The 17,306-nt window shown below is 67.0% G+C and carries 21 protein-coding genes; 13 read left to right on the top strand and 8 right to left on the bottom strand.

The genetic code is table 11. The features are described from left to right. Positions 1–4: 4 nt before the first annotated feature. The 4 genes from L5G32_RS05310 (at position 5) to L5G32_RS05295 (ending at position 3,210) form a co-directional block, all read left to right on the top strand. On the top strand, positions 5–664 hold the full coding sequence (locus L5G32_RS05310; RefSeq protein ID WP_237009984.1) for a potassium channel family protein: 660 nt from the start codon (positions 5–7) through the stop codon (positions 662–664). 7 nt (positions 665–671) lie between these two features. Beyond that, entirely contained in the window at positions 672–1,334 is a 663-nt protein-coding gene (locus tag L5G32_RS05305) for a potassium channel family protein (protein WP_237009983.1), read from the top strand. Between the two features lie 281 nt (positions 1,335–1,615). Next, the gene (locus tag L5G32_RS05300) at positions 1,616–2,776 is read left to right on the top strand and encodes a globin domain-containing protein (RefSeq protein WP_237009982.1); all 1,161 of its coding nucleotides are present in this window, start codon (positions 1,616–1,618) and stop codon (positions 2,774–2,776) included. Continuing rightward, positions 2,773–3,210, top strand: coding sequence for a hypothetical protein (locus L5G32_RS05295; protein ID WP_237009981.1), 438 nt, complete (start codon positions 2,773–2,775; stop codon positions 3,208–3,210). The genes L5G32_RS05300 and L5G32_RS05295 overlap by 4 nt, the downstream gene beginning before the upstream one ends. A 70-nt stretch (positions 3,211–3,280) precedes the next feature. Here the strand turns inward: L5G32_RS05295 and L5G32_RS05290 are convergent, their stop codons facing one another. Further along, positions 3,281–3,673, bottom strand: coding sequence for an OB-fold nucleic acid binding domain-containing protein (locus L5G32_RS05290; protein ID WP_237009980.1), 393 nt, complete (start codon positions 3,671–3,673; stop codon positions 3,281–3,283). Between the two features lie 99 nt (positions 3,674–3,772). Between L5G32_RS05290 and L5G32_RS05285 the strand changes: the two genes are divergently transcribed. Further along, positions 3,773–4,474 (top strand): alpha/beta hydrolase, encoded by a 702-nt coding sequence (locus L5G32_RS05285; RefSeq protein WP_237009979.1) that lies wholly within the window; start codon positions 3,773–3,775, stop codon positions 4,472–4,474. Here L5G32_RS05285 and L5G32_RS05280 read toward each other — a convergent pair. Then, the gene (locus L5G32_RS05280) at positions 4,471–5,382 is read right to left on the bottom strand and encodes a DUF3710 domain-containing protein (protein WP_237009978.1); all 912 of its coding nucleotides are present in this window, start codon (positions 5,380–5,382) and stop codon (positions 4,471–4,473) included. The genes L5G32_RS05285 and L5G32_RS05280 overlap by 4 nt on opposite strands. Continuing rightward, positions 5,379–5,888: a dUTP diphosphatase gene (gene dut / locus L5G32_RS05275; RefSeq protein WP_237009977.1), complete on the bottom strand. Its 510-nt coding sequence runs from the start codon at positions 5,886–5,888 to the stop codon at positions 5,379–5,381. The genes L5G32_RS05280 and dut overlap by 4 nt, the downstream gene beginning before the upstream one ends. A 42-nt stretch (positions 5,889–5,930) precedes the next feature. Here dut and L5G32_RS05270 point away from each other — a divergent pair, with 42 nt between their 5' ends. Beyond that, entirely contained in the window at positions 5,931–6,425 is a 495-nt protein-coding gene (locus tag L5G32_RS05270) for a DUF3093 domain-containing protein (RefSeq protein ID WP_237009976.1), read from the top strand. A 40-nt stretch (positions 6,426–6,465) separates the two neighbouring features. Here the strand turns inward: L5G32_RS05270 and L5G32_RS05265 are convergent, their stop codons facing one another. Further along, positions 6,466–6,765, bottom strand: a complete 300-nt coding sequence (locus L5G32_RS05265) for a DUF4193 domain-containing protein (protein WP_237009975.1) — start codon at positions 6,763–6,765, stop codon at positions 6,466–6,468. Positions 6,766–7,126: 361 nt separating this feature from the next. Here L5G32_RS05265 and cei point away from each other — a divergent pair, with 361 nt between their 5' ends. Continuing rightward, positions 7,127–7,774 (top strand): envelope integrity protein Cei, encoded by a 648-nt coding sequence (cei, locus tag L5G32_RS05260; RefSeq protein ID WP_237009974.1) that lies wholly within the window; start codon positions 7,127–7,129, stop codon positions 7,772–7,774. A gap of 19 nt (positions 7,775–7,793) precedes the next feature. Here cei and L5G32_RS05255 read toward each other — a convergent pair whose 3' ends face one another. Then, a complete protein-coding gene (locus L5G32_RS05255) occupies positions 7,794–8,675 on the bottom strand; it encodes an inositol monophosphatase family protein (protein ID WP_237009973.1) in 882 nt (293 codons plus the stop codon). A gap of 137 nt (positions 8,676–8,812) precedes the next feature. On the opposite strand from L5G32_RS05255, the gene ppgK reads away from it, so the two are divergent. The 3 genes from ppgK to L5G32_RS05240 all read left to right on the top strand — a co-directional run bounded on the left by ppgK (position 8,813) and on the right by L5G32_RS05240 (position 11,481). Then, the gene (gene ppgK, locus L5G32_RS05250) at positions 8,813–9,640 is read left to right on the top strand and encodes a polyphosphate--glucose phosphotransferase (RefSeq protein ID WP_265738706.1); all 828 of its coding nucleotides are present in this window, start codon (positions 8,813–8,815) and stop codon (positions 9,638–9,640) included. Between the two features lie 136 nt (positions 9,641–9,776). After that, on the top strand, positions 9,777–11,147 hold the full coding sequence (locus L5G32_RS05245; RefSeq protein WP_237009972.1) for an RNA polymerase sigma factor: 1,371 nt from the start codon (positions 9,777–9,779) through the stop codon (positions 11,145–11,147). A 136-nt stretch (positions 11,148–11,283) separates the two neighbouring features. Then, positions 11,284–11,481: a DUF7455 domain-containing protein gene (locus L5G32_RS05240; RefSeq protein WP_237009971.1), complete on the top strand. Its 198-nt coding sequence runs from the start codon at positions 11,284–11,286 to the stop codon at positions 11,479–11,481. Positions 11,482–11,612: 131 nt separating this feature from the next. Here L5G32_RS05240 and L5G32_RS05235 read toward each other — a convergent pair whose 3' ends face one another. Next, complete coding sequence (locus L5G32_RS05235; protein WP_237009970.1) at positions 11,613–13,355, bottom strand: DEAD/DEAH box helicase; 1,743 nt, start codon at positions 13,353–13,355, stop codon at positions 11,613–11,615. Between the two features lie 245 nt (positions 13,356–13,600). Here L5G32_RS05235 and L5G32_RS05230 point away from each other — a divergent pair, with 245 nt between their 5' ends. Next, positions 13,601–14,602 (top strand): YihY/virulence factor BrkB family protein, encoded by a 1,002-nt coding sequence (locus L5G32_RS05230; protein ID WP_237010238.1) that lies wholly within the window; start codon positions 13,601–13,603, stop codon positions 14,600–14,602. Here the strand turns inward: L5G32_RS05230 and L5G32_RS05225 are convergent, their stop codons facing one another. Continuing rightward, positions 14,603–14,833, bottom strand: coding sequence for a DUF3039 domain-containing protein (locus L5G32_RS05225; protein WP_237009969.1), 231 nt, complete (start codon positions 14,831–14,833; stop codon positions 14,603–14,605). 35 nt (positions 14,834–14,868) lie between these two features. Between L5G32_RS05225 and L5G32_RS05220 the strand changes: the two genes are divergently transcribed. Beyond that, a complete protein-coding gene (locus L5G32_RS05220; RefSeq protein ID WP_237009968.1) occupies positions 14,869–15,306 on the top strand; it encodes a DUF3099 domain-containing protein in 438 nt (145 codons plus the stop codon). Between the two features lie 178 nt (positions 15,307–15,484). Next, entirely contained in the window at positions 15,485–16,303 is an 819-nt protein-coding gene (gene map, locus L5G32_RS05215; RefSeq protein ID WP_237009967.1) for a type I methionyl aminopeptidase, read from the top strand. Here the strand turns inward: map and zapE are convergent. Beyond that, a complete protein-coding gene (gene zapE, locus L5G32_RS05210; RefSeq protein WP_237009966.1) occupies positions 16,257–17,294 on the bottom strand; it encodes an AFG1/ZapE family ATPase in 1,038 nt (345 codons plus the stop codon). The two genes, map and zapE, sit on opposite strands and share 47 nt — an antisense overlap. Between the last annotated feature and the right edge of the window lie 12 nt (positions 17,295–17,306).

Genomic DNA, 17,306 nt, shown 5'->3' with positions numbered 1-17,306 from the left:
CACCGTGCGTGTGATCATCATGGGCTGCGGCCGCGTCGGATCGTCCCTGGCCATCGCCATGTCCGACCGGGGGCACGACGTCGTCGTCATCGACCGGAATCCCGACGCCTTCCGCCGCCTCGGCGACGACTTCAACGGGCGAACGGTGACCGGCGTCGGCTTCGACCGAGATGTCCTCACTGAGGCGGGCGTCGACTCGTGTGACTCCTTCGCTGCGGTCTCCTCGGGCGACAACTCGAACATCATCTCAGCGCGCGTCGCGCGCGAGACGTTCGGCGTGGACCGAGTCGTCGCCCGCATCTACGACGCCAAGCGAGCCGCGGTGTTCGAACGGCTCGGCATCCCGACCGTCGCGACCGTCCCGTGGACCACGGAGCGCTTCGTCGCGGCTCTCGGCGAGACGTCGACCACACCCGTATGGCACGACCCCTCCGGTTCCCTCGTGATGGCCGTCATCGAAGTCCACGAGTCGTGGATCGGCGTCGACGTGAATCGGTTCCAGGAGCGCACCGGCGCCCGGATCTCCTTCATCCACCGTCTCGGCAGGCCTATTCTTCCCGAGCAGCGCACCGTCATCCAGCAGGACGACGAACTGTACGTCGCGACCCTGTCCGCGAACGTCGACAACGCGCGGGCCGTCGCGGCCGCCGAATTCCAGGAGTGAGGTCGTCGTGAAAGTCGCCATCGCCGGGGCCGGAGCCGTCGGCCGCGCCATCGCCCGAGAACTGCTGCTCAACGAGCACGACGTCACACTGGTCGAACGGGACCCCGACCACATCAACGTCGAGGCCGTCCCCGGTGCGACGTGGCTGCACGCCGATGCCTGTGAGCTCGACGACCTCGAACGCGCGCGCCTACAGACCTTCGACGTCATGGTCGCCGCCACCGGCGACGACAAGGCCAACCTGGTCGTCAGCCTGCTCGCGACCACCGAGTTCGCCGTGAGCCGCGTCGTCGCCCGCGTGAACGATCCGCGCAACGAGTGGCTGTTCAACGACGACTGGGGAGTCGACGTGGCGGTGTCCACTCCGAGGATGCTGGCTGCCCTCGTCGAAGAGGCTGTCTCGGTCGGCGACCTGGTGCGGCTCATGACTTTCCGTCAAGGGCAGGCGAACCTCGTGGAGCTCACGCTCCCCGACGACACACCGCTGGCAGGCAAGGCGGTACGCCGCCTGCAGTTGCCCCGTGACGCGGCACTGGTCGCGATCATCCGCGGTCGGCGTGTGATCGTGCCCGAAGCCGACGACTCCCTGGAGGGCGGTGACGAGCTCGTGTTCGTCGCACCGGAGGAAGTCGAGCAGGAACTCCAACGAGCCATGAAGCTGCCCGTCTAGCCCACTCACTTCAGCTCGATCCACTTCACCGGTCCACCCCTCAATCACTGTGGACTGTCGCGGACTTCAGCGGTACTCATCACCGCCACGAGCCGAGAACGATTGGCCCACAGGACTTTCGTCCCTACCGTCTGTGCGCTTCGTCCCGACCTTGCGGCGAGCGAGGAGACGTCTACCACGATGCGTAGTAGACCTGTGGTCGGCCGTGCTCAGATCGATGTGGGCGGTCGCCTCCCGTACCGCCCGCACAGTCTGACCCCACCTGTGAGGAGCACTCCGCCATGATCTCGACCGACGCCCGCACCACGCTCGAGGCGACCCTTCCCGTCGTAGCCGCCCACATCGACGAGATCACCGCGAACTTCTATCCCCGGATGTTCGACGAACATCCCGAACTGCTGTCCGATCTGTTCAACCGGGCCAACCAGAAGTCCGGTTCGCAGTCGGCTGTGCTCGCCGGTTCGATCGCCGCGTTCGCACGACTGCAACTCGAGTACGACGAGGCCACTCAACGAGACATCATCGAGCGCATCGCCAACAAGCACGCATCGCTCGGTATCGTCGCAGACCAGTACCCGATCGTCCACAAGCACCTGTTCGCGGCGATCGTCGAGGTCCTCGGCGACGCCGTGACGCCGGAGGTCGCCGCCGCGTGGGACGAGCTCTACTGGGAGATGGCGAACGTCCTCATCGGCCGCGAGCAGGAACTGTACGAGCAGTCAGGCGTCGCACCTGGCGCGGTGTGGCGAACGGTGACGATCGCCGAACGTGACCAGGTGGCCCCGGACGCGGTCTCGTTCACCCTCGCCTCCACGGACGGCGAACCGCTCCCCGACTTCGTTCCGGGACAGTACGTCTCGGTCCAGGTACCGCTCGAGGACGGAGCCAGGCAGATCCGTCAGTACAGCCTGACCGGTCGGGTCGGTGCGCCGACGTGGCGGTTCAGCGTCAAGCTCGACGGCGAGGTCTCCACGTGGCTGCACGAGCACGCGTTCGACGGCGACGATCTGGCCGTCAGTTCACCGTTCGGCGATCTGACGCTCCCCGACGGCGACGGTCCCCTGGTGCTGGCGTCGGCAGGCATCGGGTGCACTCCGATGATCGGGGTGCTGCACCATCTGGTCGCGACCGGCGACACCCGGCCCGTTCAGGTGATGCACGCAGACCGTTCGCGCGCCAGGCAGCCGCACCGCGGCGAACTCGGCAGACTCGTCGCGCAGTTGCCGGGGGCTACGCTGTACCAGTGGTACGAGCACGGCGTGAGCGCCGAGCCGACCACCCGCATCGGCCTGATCGACCTGGCCGACGTGCCGGTGGATCCGGCGGCCACCGCACTGGTCTGCGGGCCGACCGGGTTCATGTCATCGGTCCGTGACGCGCTCGTGGACCGGTCGCTTCCGGCCGAGCGGATCCAGTTCGAAGCATTCGGAGGCACCCGGTGACAGCGACGTTCGCTCTCGTTCTCGCACTCACGTTCATCTGGCTCGGCATGGTCGCGGCCATCTCGTTCATCGAGGCGCCGCTGAAGTTCCAGGCCCCGGGCGTCACCATTCCGCTCGGTCTGGGAATCGGTCGGCTGATCTTCCGCGCGTTGAACGCCGTCGAGGCCGTGTGGGCGGTCGCGATCGTCGTCGCGGTCATCGTCGGAGACGGTTGGTCTGGCACCACGCTCGCCGCGGTGGGTGTGGCCGTCGCCGCGCTGGTGATCCAGGTCGTCGGGATCCGTCCGGCGCTCTCGCGACGGGCCGACGCTGTTCTCGCGGCCCCGGACGAAGTTCCGAGCGAACGCAGTCACGCCCACCTCTGGTACGTGGGGTTCGAACTGATCAAGATCGCCGCACTGATCACCCTCGGAACGAGCCTCGTTCTCGCCTGAGCGACGACCGACGTCTAGTTCGTCGACGGCCCACGCCGTCGGCGATCTAGCCCTCGCGTGTCGTGCGGAATCAGTCGTCGCCTGCGTGGAGCTCGTACTCGGGGTTGTAGACGACCTTCATCCCGTCGGCAGTGGCGACGCGGCCACGGACTGTGATGCGGCGACCCGGCTCGATTCCGGGGATGCGGTTGCGGCCCATCCACTTGAGAAGGACGGTATCCGTCCCGTCGAAGAACTCTGCTCGTACACCGGAGCTGGTGTTCCGGGAGCAGGTCTCCACCGAACGCAGCTCGCCGATCATCACGGCCTCGTCGCCCCGGCTGCAGTCACGAGCGCACTGAGCGCCGGTCGCACGCTCGGCGTTCGCTGCCGCCGACTCACGCTGGACTCGCTCGTCCTCGACGTTCTCGAGGTCCTCGGTGAGCATCTTGCCCAACCGCTTCAGCAGACCTGTGTTCGCCATCCCCAACCTCCGGGCACCGCATCAGTGGCTTGCCAATAGTGGCTCGCTAATAGTGACTCACTTGCGACCCTCACCCTACGCCCCGTGCACCATGGTCGTATGACCACCGTGATCGTGATGCCCGGCACAGGTTCGGACGCCGACTACGCCGCTCGGGTGTTCGGCCCGGTCGCACGTGCAGCAGGTGCTCGCATCGAATGTCTCGAACCGGAGCCGAACCTCGTGGAAAGCTACCTGACCAGGATCGACGAGATCGCCGACCGCGGTGACCGAGTGATCGTCGGAGGTGTGTCGATAGGTGCAGCGGTTGCCGTCGGATGGGCGTGCGATCCGGTGCGCGCGGCACGGTGCGACGGTGTGCTCGCCGCGCTGCCGCCGTGGACGGGCCGACCCGACGGTTCGCTGGCCGCACTGTCGGCCCGGATCACCGCCGACAACCTCGACCGCGACGGTCTGGAAGCGACCGTCGAGGCGATGGTCGCGACGAGTCCCGCGTGGCTCGGCTCCGAGTTGTCGCGGTCGTGGCGGGCACTGCACCCCCGGGGACTCCTCACCCAGTTGCGCGCTGCATCGACGTTCGTCGGCCCCGCGCTCGACGACATCGCCGGGCTCGCCGCGCCGCTCGGCGTGGCCGTCGCGCCCGACGATCCGCTGCACCCGGCCAATGTGGGCCGTGCCTGGGCGCATGCTGCCCCGCGTGCCGCTGTCGCAGAGGCACCGCTGAGCGAGTTCGGTCCTGCCGAACACGTGCTCGGCGAGGCCTGCTGGACCGCGTTGGTCGCCGCCAGGAACTGCCGCTAGCGGTTGCGGCGCCTGTTGCGCAGACGGGACAGCGCCGATCCCTGCGACGGCGCAGCCTCCGCCTCCGACTCGTCGACGTCGGCCTCCCCGTCGAAGGCTGGCGCGCCGTCGACAGCAGCGCCGTCTTCGTCGGTCGCAGCTTCCGCCGTCTGCGCGGTCGAATCGTCGTCGAGGACGTCTGGCGCCTCACTGAAGACGGTCGCGCTGGCGCTCTGCGCCACCGCACCTCGCGGATGCACCTCGTCCGCGGGCTCTTCCGTCGACGCTGACGCGGATGCACGAGACGGTGCGTCGGTCAACGGCTGGGACGTCGGCTCGGTCGACTCCTCGGCGGCATGTTCGCGCTGCGCGGCCGCGACCTGCTCAGCGAGAACGGGCGGCAGCACGATCGGCAGGACGTCACGCGGCGGGTAGGGCTGATCTCCGCGCCGGACGACGGTCTCGGCGAGCACCGCACGAGCCAGCTGCCCCAGTTGTTCGTCCGACTCCTCCGGACCGCTGGCCACGCACCGCACCATCCAACGGGCGCCGTCCACACCGATGAAGCGGTGGACGCCGCCGGTGACGCGGGCGACGACCTCGCGTCCCCAGTGGCCGTCTTCGATTGAGGTCGTCGCACCGTCCGACCGCAGCGACTCCGCCAGTTCACGAACCACTTCGCGCCACAGGCCTCCACTGCGCGGCGCGGCGAACGCGTGGATGCCGATCCGGCCCACCGGCGTCACGAGGTACACGGCCTCGGGAGTGTGATCGGCCGACATCTCGACCGTCACCTGACCGCCTTCGACGACAGGCATCAGCACCGACCCGAGATCCAGATGCGAATTCGCCAGTTCCTCCGGCGAATTCACGAGGTCGTCGATGTCGTACGGCCCGCCGGCCTCGCCGATCTGATTCGTCTCGCTCATCGCTGTACCTTCCCATCCGAGAGGATCGCGTGGCCGCCACTCGAGCCGTATCCGCCTGCGCCACGTTCAGTGTCATCGAGTTCATCGACTTCAAGCACCTCGGGCAACTCAACACGCTGGACGAGGAGCTGCGCGATCCGATCGCCCCTGGCGATCGTGATCGAGGTGTCGGAATCGTGATTGATCAGACAGACCTTGATCTCACCGCGGTACCCGGCGTCGATCGTGCCCGGAGTGTTCACGATCGACAGTCCGGCGCGAGCCGCGAGACCCGAACGCGGATGAATGAGTCCGACGGTCCCGACCGGCAGCGCCACAGCGATGCCGGTCCCGACGAGTTGACGTCGGCCGGGCGCGAGTTCGAGGTCGGTCGCCGCGAACAGGTCGATGCCTGCGTCGTCCGGGTGGGCACGTGCGGGCAGCGGGAGACCCGGATCGAGTCGTTTGATCTGCAGCGGCGGATACGTGTCAGACAGGTTCGCGTCTGGGGAGGTCTGCGTGGTCACCCCCGCAGAGTACTAGCCGACCGCCCGACTAACCTTGGCTGTGTGACCGAATCTCCTCAGACCGGCTCCGTACGCGGAAATCGTTACACCGAACACCTCACCACGCCGTGGTGGTGGTGGATCGCCGCCGCCGTGGTGACCGCGCTACTCGGCTTCGAGATCCAGTTGGCGGGCTACCACCAGCCGTGGACGTGGGCGGCGTATCCGGTCCTCGCCGTCCTGCTCGGCTGGGGCATCTGGTCGATGGGGCGCACGCAGGTCTCCGTCGACGCGGACGGTTCGTTACGCGCACACAAGGCGGTGCTGCCGCGCGACGTGATCGCTCGCGGCGCGGCGATCGCCCCCTCGGCCAAGAGCGCGGCGATGGGGCGCCAACTCGATCCGGCCGCGTTCCTGATGCATCGCTCGTGGATCAAGTCGATGGTCCTGCTCGTCCTCGACGATCCCGACGACCCGACCCCCTACTGGCTCATCTCCACGCGGCATCCGGAGAAGGTGCTCGAAGCGTTGAATATGACAGACGCCGCACAGGGCTGAAACCCCGTACGGCGTCATCGTCCGTCGTGCCCCTGGTGCGTCACGCACAGTCGACGCAGAGCAGCTCGTTTCCGTGCTGCTCGGCCAACCGGTTGCGGTGGTACACGAGGAAGCAGCTGGTGCAGGTGAACTCGTCGTCCTGCTTCGGAACCACCCGCACCGAGAGTTCTTCGCCGGAGAGGTCAGCGCCCGGCAGTTCGAACGACTCGGCGGTGTCGCCTTCGTCGACATCGACGTCGCCCGACTGCGCCTCATTGCGGCGCGCCTTCAGTTCTTCGAGCGAATCCTCGGCGAGATCGTCGTCGTTGGTCCGTCGCGGCGCGTCGTAGTCAGTTGCCATTGTGTGCCTGCCTGAGTCTTGTGTCGTATTGCTGGTGTCCGGTCGTTCATCGCTGAACTCACCTGGTTTATTCCCGGTAGGCCAATCCTGCTGGGGCGACGCACTTGTGGCCCGTCACACCATCTCAAGTCCCATTCGTTATGACCTTGGGCGACCGTATTCTAGGTAGCGGACCGTGCCCTGTCAACAACGGCGGGTCGATCGATTACCCAGGTGCCGCCCGAGCACTCGGAAACGAGTCGCGAGCAGGTGTGGGCGACACCCCCACGCGAACCCGTTCCGGCGCGCCACCGCCGCCGGAGGGCTCTGGCGCGATTACAGTGGTGCCGATCTCCCCTCACGGAAGAAGGTGCTCAGCGACGTGGTCTCGAGAATCGCCACCGGTTACACGACCGACGCGAAGGGGCGGCCGTTCCACCGTCGTAATCTGCGATCCGGTCTGGTCGTCATCACCATCGTCGCGATCGCCGCGGTCGTGGGCTGGGTCTTCGTGTTCACGGGCGACGAGGCCGAGTCGTATCCCACCGATTGCAACATCGCCGACTCCTCGAAACTGACCCCGGTCAGCGACACCGACATGCTGAGCGTCGGTCCCGCACCCCTCTCGACGTTCAGCGTCCGAGTGCTGAACGCCGCGGCCGAACGCGGCTCCGCCCAGTCGGTGAGCGACGATCTGACATCGCTCGGCTACCGCCCGGCTCAGCCCGCCTACAGCGACGACACCGTGTACACCGACCGCGACCTCCACTGTGTCGCCCAGATTCGATTCGGGCAGGACGGCCAGGCCGCAGCGGCTGCCGTATGGCTGATCGCCCCCTGCGCGCAACTCGTCAACGACGGGCGCAAGGGGTCCGACATCGATCTGACGCTCGGCGAGTTCTACACCACGACACAGCCCAGTCAGGACGCCCAAGCCGCGATCGAGGCGTTGCGGGTGGCCGCCCCGAAGCAGAAGCAGTCGCCGGTCGACGCGTCCCTGCTCGACGCGGTCCACGCCCAGACCTGCTGACTGCCGCAGGCAGCAGCTCTCACTCAGGCAGCGGGCCGGTGGCACCGATCTCGTCGAGAACGGCAAGGAAGTCCACAGCGATCCCCGGGGCCGCAGCGATCGTCGCGTCGCCCTCGCTCGACCGTGAGTCCGCGGGCGGCAGTACCACGTGTGCACCCGCTTCAGCAGCGATCAAGCCGCCCGCAGCCCAGTCCCACGGACTCAGGCCGTGCTCGATGTGCGCGTCGACGGCTCCGGACGCGACCATGCACAGATCCAGTGCGCCCGCACCGATACGACGCAGGTCACGTACTCGAGGCAGCAGTTCCGCCATCAGCCGGCCCTGCTGAGCTCGCCTGCTCGCGTTGTAAGCGAAGCCGGTCGCGACGAGCGCCAGGCTGACGTCGTCGATTGAATTGGCGCGCAGGCGGATCGGTGCGCCGATCGGTTCCTGCTGACTTCCGGCGCACGCATACGATCCGCCGCCCGACCACGCCCAGTACGTGATCTCCCGAGCGACGTCCACGACCGCGCCAGCCACCGAGCGACCGCCGATCTGCGCGGCCACCGAGACTGCGTAGGCCGGAATGCCGTACAAGAAATTGACCGTGCCGTCGATCGGGTCGACCACCCAGCGGACTCCGTCGGGCACGTCGACGCTGCCGCCCTCTTCCTCGCCGAGGATCGCGTCGCCGGGACGCTGCTCCTGCAGCAGTTCCCGGACCAGCGACTCGGTCTCGGTGTCGGCGACGGTCACCGGGTCGGTCGGGGTCGATTTCGCGCTCACGGACGTGTCGTCGGACCGGGTGCCCCACGGGGCGAACAGTTCGGAACGGCGGACGCGGACGTGCTGTGCCGCCGTTTCGGCAACACGGCGAGCGACAACGGAGAGTTCTTCTGCACGGTCAGGGGAACTGGTCACGCAGTCGAGTCTACGGCGGGTCGTCTGTGCCTTAGAGTTGCCGATCAGACACACTGTGTTCCGACCGACACGACGCGCCGAGTCACGCCGATGTTCCCGGCGTGCCGACGTCCGCTCCCACGAAAGTGAATTCACTGATGACCGACGCACCGTCCGGCGCAGCACTCGGGCGCGTTACCTACCTCGGGGCCGACAGCACACACGACCCGTCGCCGCAGATCGGATTCGGAATCGACGTCGGCGGATCGGGCGTCAAAGGCGCGATGGTCGATCTGCGCACCGGGTCGTTCGTCGGTGACCGCCTCCGTCTCGACACTCCGCAGCCCGCGACCCCCGACGCAGTGGCCCAGACGTGCCGGGAGATCACCGACCACTTCGGCTGGACCGGGCCCGTCGGCATCACCGTCCCGGGAGTGGTGCGCGACGGCATCGTGCGATCGGCAGCCAACATCGACGCCTCGTGGGACGGCGCCGACATTCAGGACCTGTTCGGCAAGCACCTCGGCGGGCGCACCGTCGCGGGTCTCAACGACGCTGACGCTGCAGGACTCGCCGAAGTCCGGTTCGGCGGACGGCCCGGACTCGACGAAGGCACGGTGATCCTTCTGACATTCGGGACCGGCATCGGTTCGGCACTCTTCCACGACGGTGTACTGGTCCCGAACACCGAGTTCGGCCACCTCGAGGTCGGCGGCCGAATCGCTGAGGCCCGAGCGTCCGCGAAGGTCCGCAAAGACCACGATTGGTCGTATCGCAAGTGGTCAGGAAAGGTCTCTCGGGTCCTTGCGCACTACGAGCGGATCTTCTCCCCGAACCTGTTCGTCGTCGGTGGCGGCATCAGCCGAAAGGCCGACGTCTGGATCCCGATGCTCACCGTCGACACGCCCGTGATCGCGGCAAGTCTGCGCAACACCGCGGGCATAGTAGGCGCTGCGATGGCCGTTGACGAGGGTCTGCGCATGTGAGCTTCGCGGCGGCGAGAGTTACAATGGAACACATCGGTCCCGCACCGAAGCCTCAAGCCCCTTCACCCACGGCATCACGTTCTAATTCAGGATGCGATCAACCGTGCCGCACGTGAGAACAGTCGAAAGGTTGTACGTGGCAACCACACAGTCACCCGACGCATCCGTCGAAGCAGCAGGCGATACCGCCCCCGCAGCTGACGCCGCCCCCGCCAAGAAGGCCCCCGCCAAGAAGGCGGCGGCGAAGAAGGCCCCCGCCAAGAAAGCAGCGGCGAAGAAAGCTCCTGCTAAGAAGGCAGCAGCGAAGAAGGCCCCGGCCAAGAAGGCGGCCGTGAAGGCGCCCGCGTCGACTGGAGTCGAGGACGCCGACCTTGAGAAGGCGACCGCCGACCTCGACGACGTCGACGCCACCGACATCGATCTCGCCGACGAAGAGCTGGTGGTCGACGACGCGAAGCCCGCCAAGGGCAAAGCCAAGGCCAAACCCAAAGGCAAGGCCGACGACGAGGCGAAGTCCGGCGACTTCGTGTGGGACGAGGAGGAGTCCGAAGCGCTCCGTCAGGCCCGCAAGGACGCCGAGCTCACGGCATCGGCCGACTCGGTCCGCGCCTACCTCAAGCAGATCGGCAAGGTCGCACTCCTCAACGCCGAAGAGGAAGTCGAACTCGCCAAGCGCATCGAAGCCGGCCTGTACTCGACCGAGCGCATGCGCCGCATCATGGAGTCCGGCGAGAAGCTCACCGTCGCTCAGCGCCGCGACCTGTCGTGGATCTCGCGGGACGGCAACCGCGCCAAGAACCACCTTCTCGAAGCGAACCTCCGCCTGGTCGTCTCGCTCGCGAAGCGCTACACCGGACGCGGCATGGCGTTCCTGGACCTCATCCAGGAGGGAAACCTCGGTCTGATCCGTGCGGTCGAGAAGTTCGACTACACGAAGGGCTACAAGTTCTCCACGTACGCGACCTGGTGGATCCGGCAGGCCATCACCCGCGCCATGGCCGATCAGGCCCGCACCATCCGCATCCCGGTGCACATGGTCGAGGTCATCAACAAGCTGGGCCGCATCCAGCGCGAACTCCTGCAGGACTTGGGCCGTGAGCCCACGCCGGAGGAACTCGCCAAGGAGATGGACATCACGCCGGAGAAGGTGCTGGAGATCCAGCAGTACGCCCGTGAGCCGATCTCCCTCGACCAGACCATCGGCGACGAGGGCGACAGTCAGCTCGGCGACTTCATCGAAGACTCCGAGGCCGTCGTCGCCGTCGACGCCGTCAGTTTCACGCTGCTGCAGGATCAGCTTCAGGACGTCCTCGACACGCTGTCCGAGCGCGAGGCAGGCGTCGTCCGGCTCCGGTTCGGTCTGACCGACGGCCAGCCGCGAACTCTCGACGAGATCGGTCAGGTGTACGGGGTGACCCGTGAGCGCATCCGGCAGATCGAGTCGAAGACGATGAGCAAGCTGCGCCACCCGAGCCGTTCCCAGGTCTTGCGCGACTATCTCGACTAGTTTTTCCGGGGCCGAACCCGGGTGTCCTGCGACACACCCGGGATCTCAGGGAACAAATACGCGGCCCCATACGTCTGACAAGGTGAAGCCATGACGGATCGACTCGGATCTGTCATATGAAGGGACGGAGGAAGCCATGCCTGACATCGCAACGCCCGACACACTCGTCTCCACTGGCCTGACCGCCGCCGATCGCTGCGACCGTTGCAGCGCTGCGGCCAAGGTGCGTGCCGAGCTCCCGACAGGCGGAGAGCTCCTCTTCTGCCGTCACCACTACAACGACCACGAGGCGCGCCTCGTCGAAGTCGGCGCAGTGGTGTCGATCTCGGAGTGAGCCGAACCCAGCGCCCTTCACGCGAGACATAGTCGTCGAACGATACGAGGGAGGCGAGCCGATCATCGGCTCGCCTCCCTCTTTCGCTGTCTGCAGCTCTTCAGCCGACTACACCGTCACTTCCACGGCCGTCACTTCCACGCGCGCAGCGCTTGAATCCGCTCGTTGAGTTGGTCTGCGGTCGCCATCGCCGTCGGCGGACCGCCGAGTCGCGAGCGCAGTTCTTTGTGCACCATCGAGTGTGGGCGACCGGTGCGCTGATTGTGCAGTGCGACGAGAGTGTTCAGTTCTTTACGGAGGGCGAGCAGGTTCTCCCCCGTGCCACGTTCGGCGGGGTTCGGTGCGGCCTTCGCCTGATCGTCCTCCCGCGGACGCGCGGTGCTCCGGTTCGTGACCTGCTGCGCCTGACGCTGCTGGAGCAGCGTGCGTACCTGATCGGCGTCCAGGAGGCCCGGGAGCCCGAGATAGTCGGACTCCTCGTCCGACCCCACGAGTGTCGACGTGCCGAACGACGACCCGTCATAGATCACCTGGTCGAGTTCGGCGTCGGCGTGCAGCGACTGGAACGGCTTCTCGTCCTCACCCGGCTCGTCTTCCCGCTTGTTCGCCTCGGTGAGCAACCCGTCGTCCAGCCCGTCGGACTCCCGATGCGGTTTGCCGAGCACGTGATCGCGCTCCGCCTCCAGTTCGCTGGCGAGCTGGAGCAGGACCGGGACCGACGGGAGGAAGACGCTCGCTGTCTCGCCGGGGCGGCGGGACCGGACGAAACGGCCGATCGCCTGCGCGAAGTACAGCGGGGTCGACGCGTTGGTCGCGTAGACGCCGACCGACAGCCTCGGGACGTCGACGCCTTCGGACACCATGCGGACCGCGACCATCCACTCGTCGGTCGAGTTCGAGAAGGTCTCGATCCGCGACGACGACTTGGGATCGTCCGACAGCACGACCGTCGGCTTCTTCCCGGTGATGGACAGCAGGAGATCCGCGTAGTCGCGCGCGTTCTGCTGATCGGTCGCGATCACGAGGCCGCCGGCATCAGGCACCCCGGATTCGCGCAGTCGCGTCAGGCGGCGGTGCGCCGCGGTGAAGACCGCGTAGATCCAGTCACCGTGCGGATCGAGCGCTGTACGCCATGCGCGTGCCGTCTGCTCGGCCGACAGCGGCTCGCCCAGACGGGCGGTGAACTCCTCACCCGCGCTGGTACGCCAGCTCGCCTCACCGGAGTACGCCAAGAACACCACGGGGCGCACGACGCCGTCGCGCAACGCTTCGGCATAGCCGTATGAGCTGTCGGCACGCGATCGCTGTCCGCCGCCCGGCTCCGACTCGTAGGTGACGAACGGGATCGGTGAGTCGTCCGACCGGAACGGCGTACCCGTGAGCGACAGACGCCGCGTCGCGTCGCTGAAGGCTTCCCGGATTCCGTCGCCCCACGACTTGGCGTCGCCGCCGTGGTGGATCTCGTCGAGAATCACCAGCGTCCGATACTGCTCGGTGCGGACGCGGTGCCGGAACGGGTGTGCGGCCACCTGCGCGTAGGTGAGGACGACGCCGTCGAAGTCCGAGCTCGTGGAGCCGGTCGAGTTGGAGAAGTTCGGATCGAGCGCGATGCCGTTGCGAGCCGCCGACGCCGCCCACTGATGTTTGAGGTGCTCGGTCGGCGCGACGACGGTGATGCGCTCCACGGTGCGATCCGCGAGCAGTTCGGCCGCGACCCGCAGACCGAACGTCGTCTTGCCTGCACCCGGGGTCGCGACCGCGAGGTAATCGGTCGGTCGGGACGTCAGATACCTGGTGAGCGCCCGTCGCTGCCACGCGCGCAGCGGCGCCCCCGATGCAATTCGGCGGTCGGCGTCGACATCGGTACTGGTCACCTTGCTCCTGACAGATCGACTTGTGAACTCTCCCCCTGGCATGCGTGTCCGACAGCCTTCGCGAGGCCGCTTCGGTGCACGGATACGAGATTGATTCTAGCCCCTGGCTCAGACACTCCCGCCACGCCATCGGCGGGTCGGTGATCGATCCCGAACCCGCCATCGGCCATGCTTGTCTCATCAGCACTCACGGCACGCAGTACGACGACGACGCCGCAGAGCCCGCATCGGAGGCCTCGGCGTCGGTGTCCCCTACCCGCGACTTCGACGATCCGCCGAGTGGTCCGCGACGACCGGTACTGCGCAGTCTCCCTGCGCTGGCGTGGCGGACGACGGTCAAATGCTGGGACGATTCGATCATCGGCTGGGCGGCACAGGCCGCGTTCTGGCAGGCGTTGTCATTGCCTCCCCTGATCCTCGGTGTACTCGGCAGCATCGGCTACATTGCGGGCTGGTTCGGCCCGGACACCATCGACGTCATCTCCCAGCGCATCATGTCGTTCGCCGAGCGGACGTTCAGCGACCAGGTGGTGACCGACTTGATCGAGCCGACAGTGGACAACGTCCTCAGCCGTGGCCGGGTGACGGTGATGTCGTTGAGTTTCGTGCTGTCGCTGTGGGCCGGGTCGTCGGCGATGTCGTGCTTCGTGTCGTCGATCGTCCACGCGCACCACCAGCATCAGGTGCGAAATCCGGTGTGGCAGAGGATCTTCGCCCTCATCATCTACTTGTTCTTCTTGATCATGGCGATCTTCGTCCTGCCGTTGGTCGCTCTCGGTCCGACCTACTTGCAGAACGTGCTGCCCCAGTCGTGGGGTCCGGCGGTGGCCGAACTCGTCGACTGGGGGTACTTCCCATTCGTCGGCCTGCTGTTGATCGGCGCTTTGTCGGCGCTGTACCGCTTCGCACTTCCCTATCCGCCACCACGGCGTCGCCTGGTTCCGGGCGCGATACTCGCGGGCGTCGGATTCTGGCTCGCGAGCTATGTCCTCCGCGCGTACCTGACGACTCTCGCAAAGACCGGCTACACCTACGGCGCGCTCGCGACGCCTATCGCGTTCCTGCTGTTCACCTACTTCCTGGGCTTCGCGATCGTGCTGGGCGCAGAGTTCAACGCAGCGTGTCAGGAATTCTGGCCGAGCCGCCAGAACAGTCCCGTGATGCGCCACTGGGTGACGACGCAGACCACGGAACTGACCGACACGCTGCGAAACCGGGCCATCACCCGGCGTAACTCTCGCGAGTGACTACTTCTTCATCTTCGCGAAGATCTTCTTGCACTTCTCGCACACCGGCGAACCGGGCTTCGCCTGCTTGGTGACGGGAAAGACCTCGCCGCACAGCGCGACGACGTGATTGCCCATCACCGCGCTCTCCACGATCTGGTTCTTCTTCACATAGTGGAAGACCTTGGGTGTGTCATCGTCTTGTTCAGTCCGCTCGTCGATGTCCGGGCGTTCGATCGTCTGCGTTGCCATGAAGCCATTGTTACTCACTGTGGAACCATGGAGGTATGGCGCACGACGAATCCGACCCGAACACTTTCCTGATCACCGGCGCCGAGCAGGATCAGGACGCGGCCTTCCGTGCGCGAAAGCGACGGTATCTGGTCATGATGAGCGTTCGCGTTCCCGCGCTGATCATCGCATCGATCGTCTACGCGACGACCCAGAACGGATGGATCGCGTTGGCGATCATCGTCGTGTCGATCCCGATCCCCTGGATCGCCGTGCTGCGCGCCAACGACGCCGAGCCGCGTCGACGCGGGGAGGTCGCGACCTACCATTACGGACCGAACCGCGTCGTCGGTTCACCCGAGCTCGCGGATCGTCCCGCACCGCGAGACCGCTTCGACGACGGCGATCACCCGGTAATCGACGCCCAGTCCAGTGACGAGCAGTCGAGTGACCGGCCCGGGTCCGACGAGCGCCGGGGCGTCGACGACGACTGACGACCAGACCGCAGCCTGCGTTCTCGTGCCGCCGCATCAGATCGCGTATCACCGCATCATTGCGTCTTAGCAGCCTCCGCTGAGCATGCGGAGACGCAATGAAGGTGCGTATACGTGCACGAGGCTGCGCAAGCACAGGCGAGGACGCGGAACTATCCCACTGCGAACGGAGAACACCTTGATGGAGCTGAAGACTCCCGCAGAGATCGAGAAGATGGCTGTCACCGGCCAGTTCGTCGGCGAGGTGCTGAGCGATCTGTCGCACCGCGCTCGACCCGGGGTCAATGTCCTCGATCTCGAGCAGCGCGCACGCACGATGATCGCCGACCGCGGAGCCGTGAGCTGTTACTGGGACTACGCGCCGTCGTTCGGCGAGGGACCGTTCCGGAACGTGATCTGCCTGTCGGTCAACGACGCGGTGCTGCATGGACTCCCCCGTGACCACGTCCTCGTCGACGGCGACGTCTTGACTCTCGACTTCGCGGTGACGATCGACGGCTGGGCTGCCGACTCCGCGGTCACCGTCCGCGTCCGAGACGACACCGACCCCAGCACCGGCGCCGATCACCCCGACTCACGGCTGATCGCCTCCACCGAGCGGGCCCTCGACGCCGCGATCGCTGCGATGACACCGGGCGGCCGGCTCGGCGACGTCTCGGCCGCGATCTTCGACGTCGCCCGAGCGGCGGGCTACCGCGTCAACACCGAGTACGGCGGCCACGGCATCGGGCGGACGATGCACGAGGATCCGCATGTGCCGAACGTCGGCCGCGCGGGCCGCGGGCCGGTCCTGCGGCCGGGCATGACGCTGGCACTCGAGCCGTGGTGGTCCGCAGGCGCCGAACGACTGGTCCACGACCCCGACGGCTGGACCCTGCGCTCGGCCGATGGCTCGATGACCGCCCACTCCGAGCACACCGTCGCCGTCACCGACGATGGTCCGCGTGTGCTCACGGCGCGAGACACCCTGCCGGAAACCAGGCGCCCATCCGACTGACTGTCCGCGCCGCATCCGGCAGCGCGGCGGTCAGTGCGGCCGCCATCGCCGAACGACTGCACATCGCGTGGACGTCGACCCGGACATCGGCGTCGTACAACACGTCGAGCAGCGCGGCCCAGCGAGCGAGCGACGGCCGACCGAGATCGCATCGCACGCCGGTCACCGTCATCGCGGCGTACTCCCGGGCGAGCCACAGGTAGTCCGCGGCATTCGTCGGCCGGTCGCACAGATCGGCGAAGTCGATCCGTACCCCGCCGTCGGACCCTTCGACCACCGGGAACGGCTGCGACCCCGGCCGCACGACTCGCTCGCGCCCGGCCGAGCCCCGGCTCGATGCCTCGTGCCACACGCCCGAGTCGAACCCCGAGTCGCGCCCCGCCGCGACGCGCATGTCCTCGCCGTCGGCGAGGGACACGATCGTGAACATCGCCTCGATCGCCTCGATGGTCGGCTCGAAACCCGCGTGAAACAACGGGTTCGGCATCAACTCCGCCGGCAGGCGGTTCGACGTCACGACGATCCGCGTCCCTCGCGCGGCCAGCGTCCGCAACACCCGATCGAGAAACACTCCGTCTGCCGGATCGTGAACGGTGAACTCGTCGAGGCACACCACGTCGACCTGCCGACCACTTCGGCCAGTCACGGCCTCCAGACCCGACTCCCATCCGCCGTGCACGCCGATCCCTCGATGCAGGTCCGCGAAGAACTCGTGCAGGTGTCTGCGCAGCACTCTCGGTCTTCCGGCCGCCCCGCACGCCCCGATCCACCAGTCGACGACGGCAGTCTTCCCGGTCCCGGGCGGCCCGACCACGTACACCCCGACCGGGCGCCCGCCGACCGTGGGCGCCTCAGCGGAGGCCGTCAAGGCTGCCGCCACCCGTTCCTGGGCCGGAGTCAGCGTCATGCCGCGGACAGCGGCGTGCACGGCGACGTCGTCGCGAGTGACCGCCGCCCTCGAGCGCCGCCAGTTCGTCCGGAGTGACCTCATGACCATGACTCT

This window comes from Gordonia zhenghanii (assembly GCF_021738965.1).
GTDB lineage: Bacteria > Actinomycetota > Actinomycetes > Mycobacteriales > Mycobacteriaceae > Gordonia > Gordonia zhenghanii.
The sequence above is the reverse complement of the archived record's forward strand: the minus strand, read 5'-3'. Positions and strand labels throughout refer to the sequence as shown.

Bases quoted from the DNA above. Each gene is read 5' to 3' on its own strand.
- L5G32_RS05285 (WP_237009979.1), top strand. From the start codon at position 3,773: ATGACCACCGTGATCGTGATGCCCGGCACAGGTTCGGACGCCGACTAC.
- L5G32_RS05300 (WP_237009982.1), top strand. From the start codon at position 1,616: ATGATCTCGACCGACGCCCGCACCACGCTCGAGGCGACCCTTCCCGTC.
- L5G32_RS05225 (WP_237009969.1), bottom strand. From the start codon at position 14,833: ATGGCAACGCAGACGATCGAACGCCCGGACATCGACGAGCGGACTGAA.
- L5G32_RS05290 (WP_237009980.1), bottom strand. From the start codon at position 3,673: ATGGCGAACACAGGTCTGCTGAAGCGGTTGGGCAAGATGCTCACCGAG.
- L5G32_RS05265 (WP_237009975.1), bottom strand. From the start codon at position 6,765: ATGGCAACTGACTACGACGCGCCGCGACGGACCAACGACGACGATCTC.
- ppgK (WP_265738706.1), top strand. From the start codon at position 8,813: ATGACCGACGCACCGTCCGGCGCAGCACTCGGGCGCGTTACCTACCTC.
- L5G32_RS05220 (WP_237009968.1), top strand. From the start codon at position 14,869: ATGGCGCACGACGAATCCGACCCGAACACTTTCCTGATCACCGGCGCC.
- zapE (WP_237009966.1), bottom strand. From the start codon at position 17,294: ATGAGGTCACTCCGGACGAACTGGCGGCGCTCGAGGGCGGCGGTCACT.
- L5G32_RS05240 (WP_237009971.1), top strand. From the start codon at position 11,284: ATGCCTGACATCGCAACGCCCGACACACTCGTCTCCACTGGCCTGACC.
- L5G32_RS05280 (WP_237009978.1), bottom strand. From the start codon at position 5,382: ATGAGCGAGACGAATCAGATCGGCGAGGCCGGCGGGCCGTACGACATC.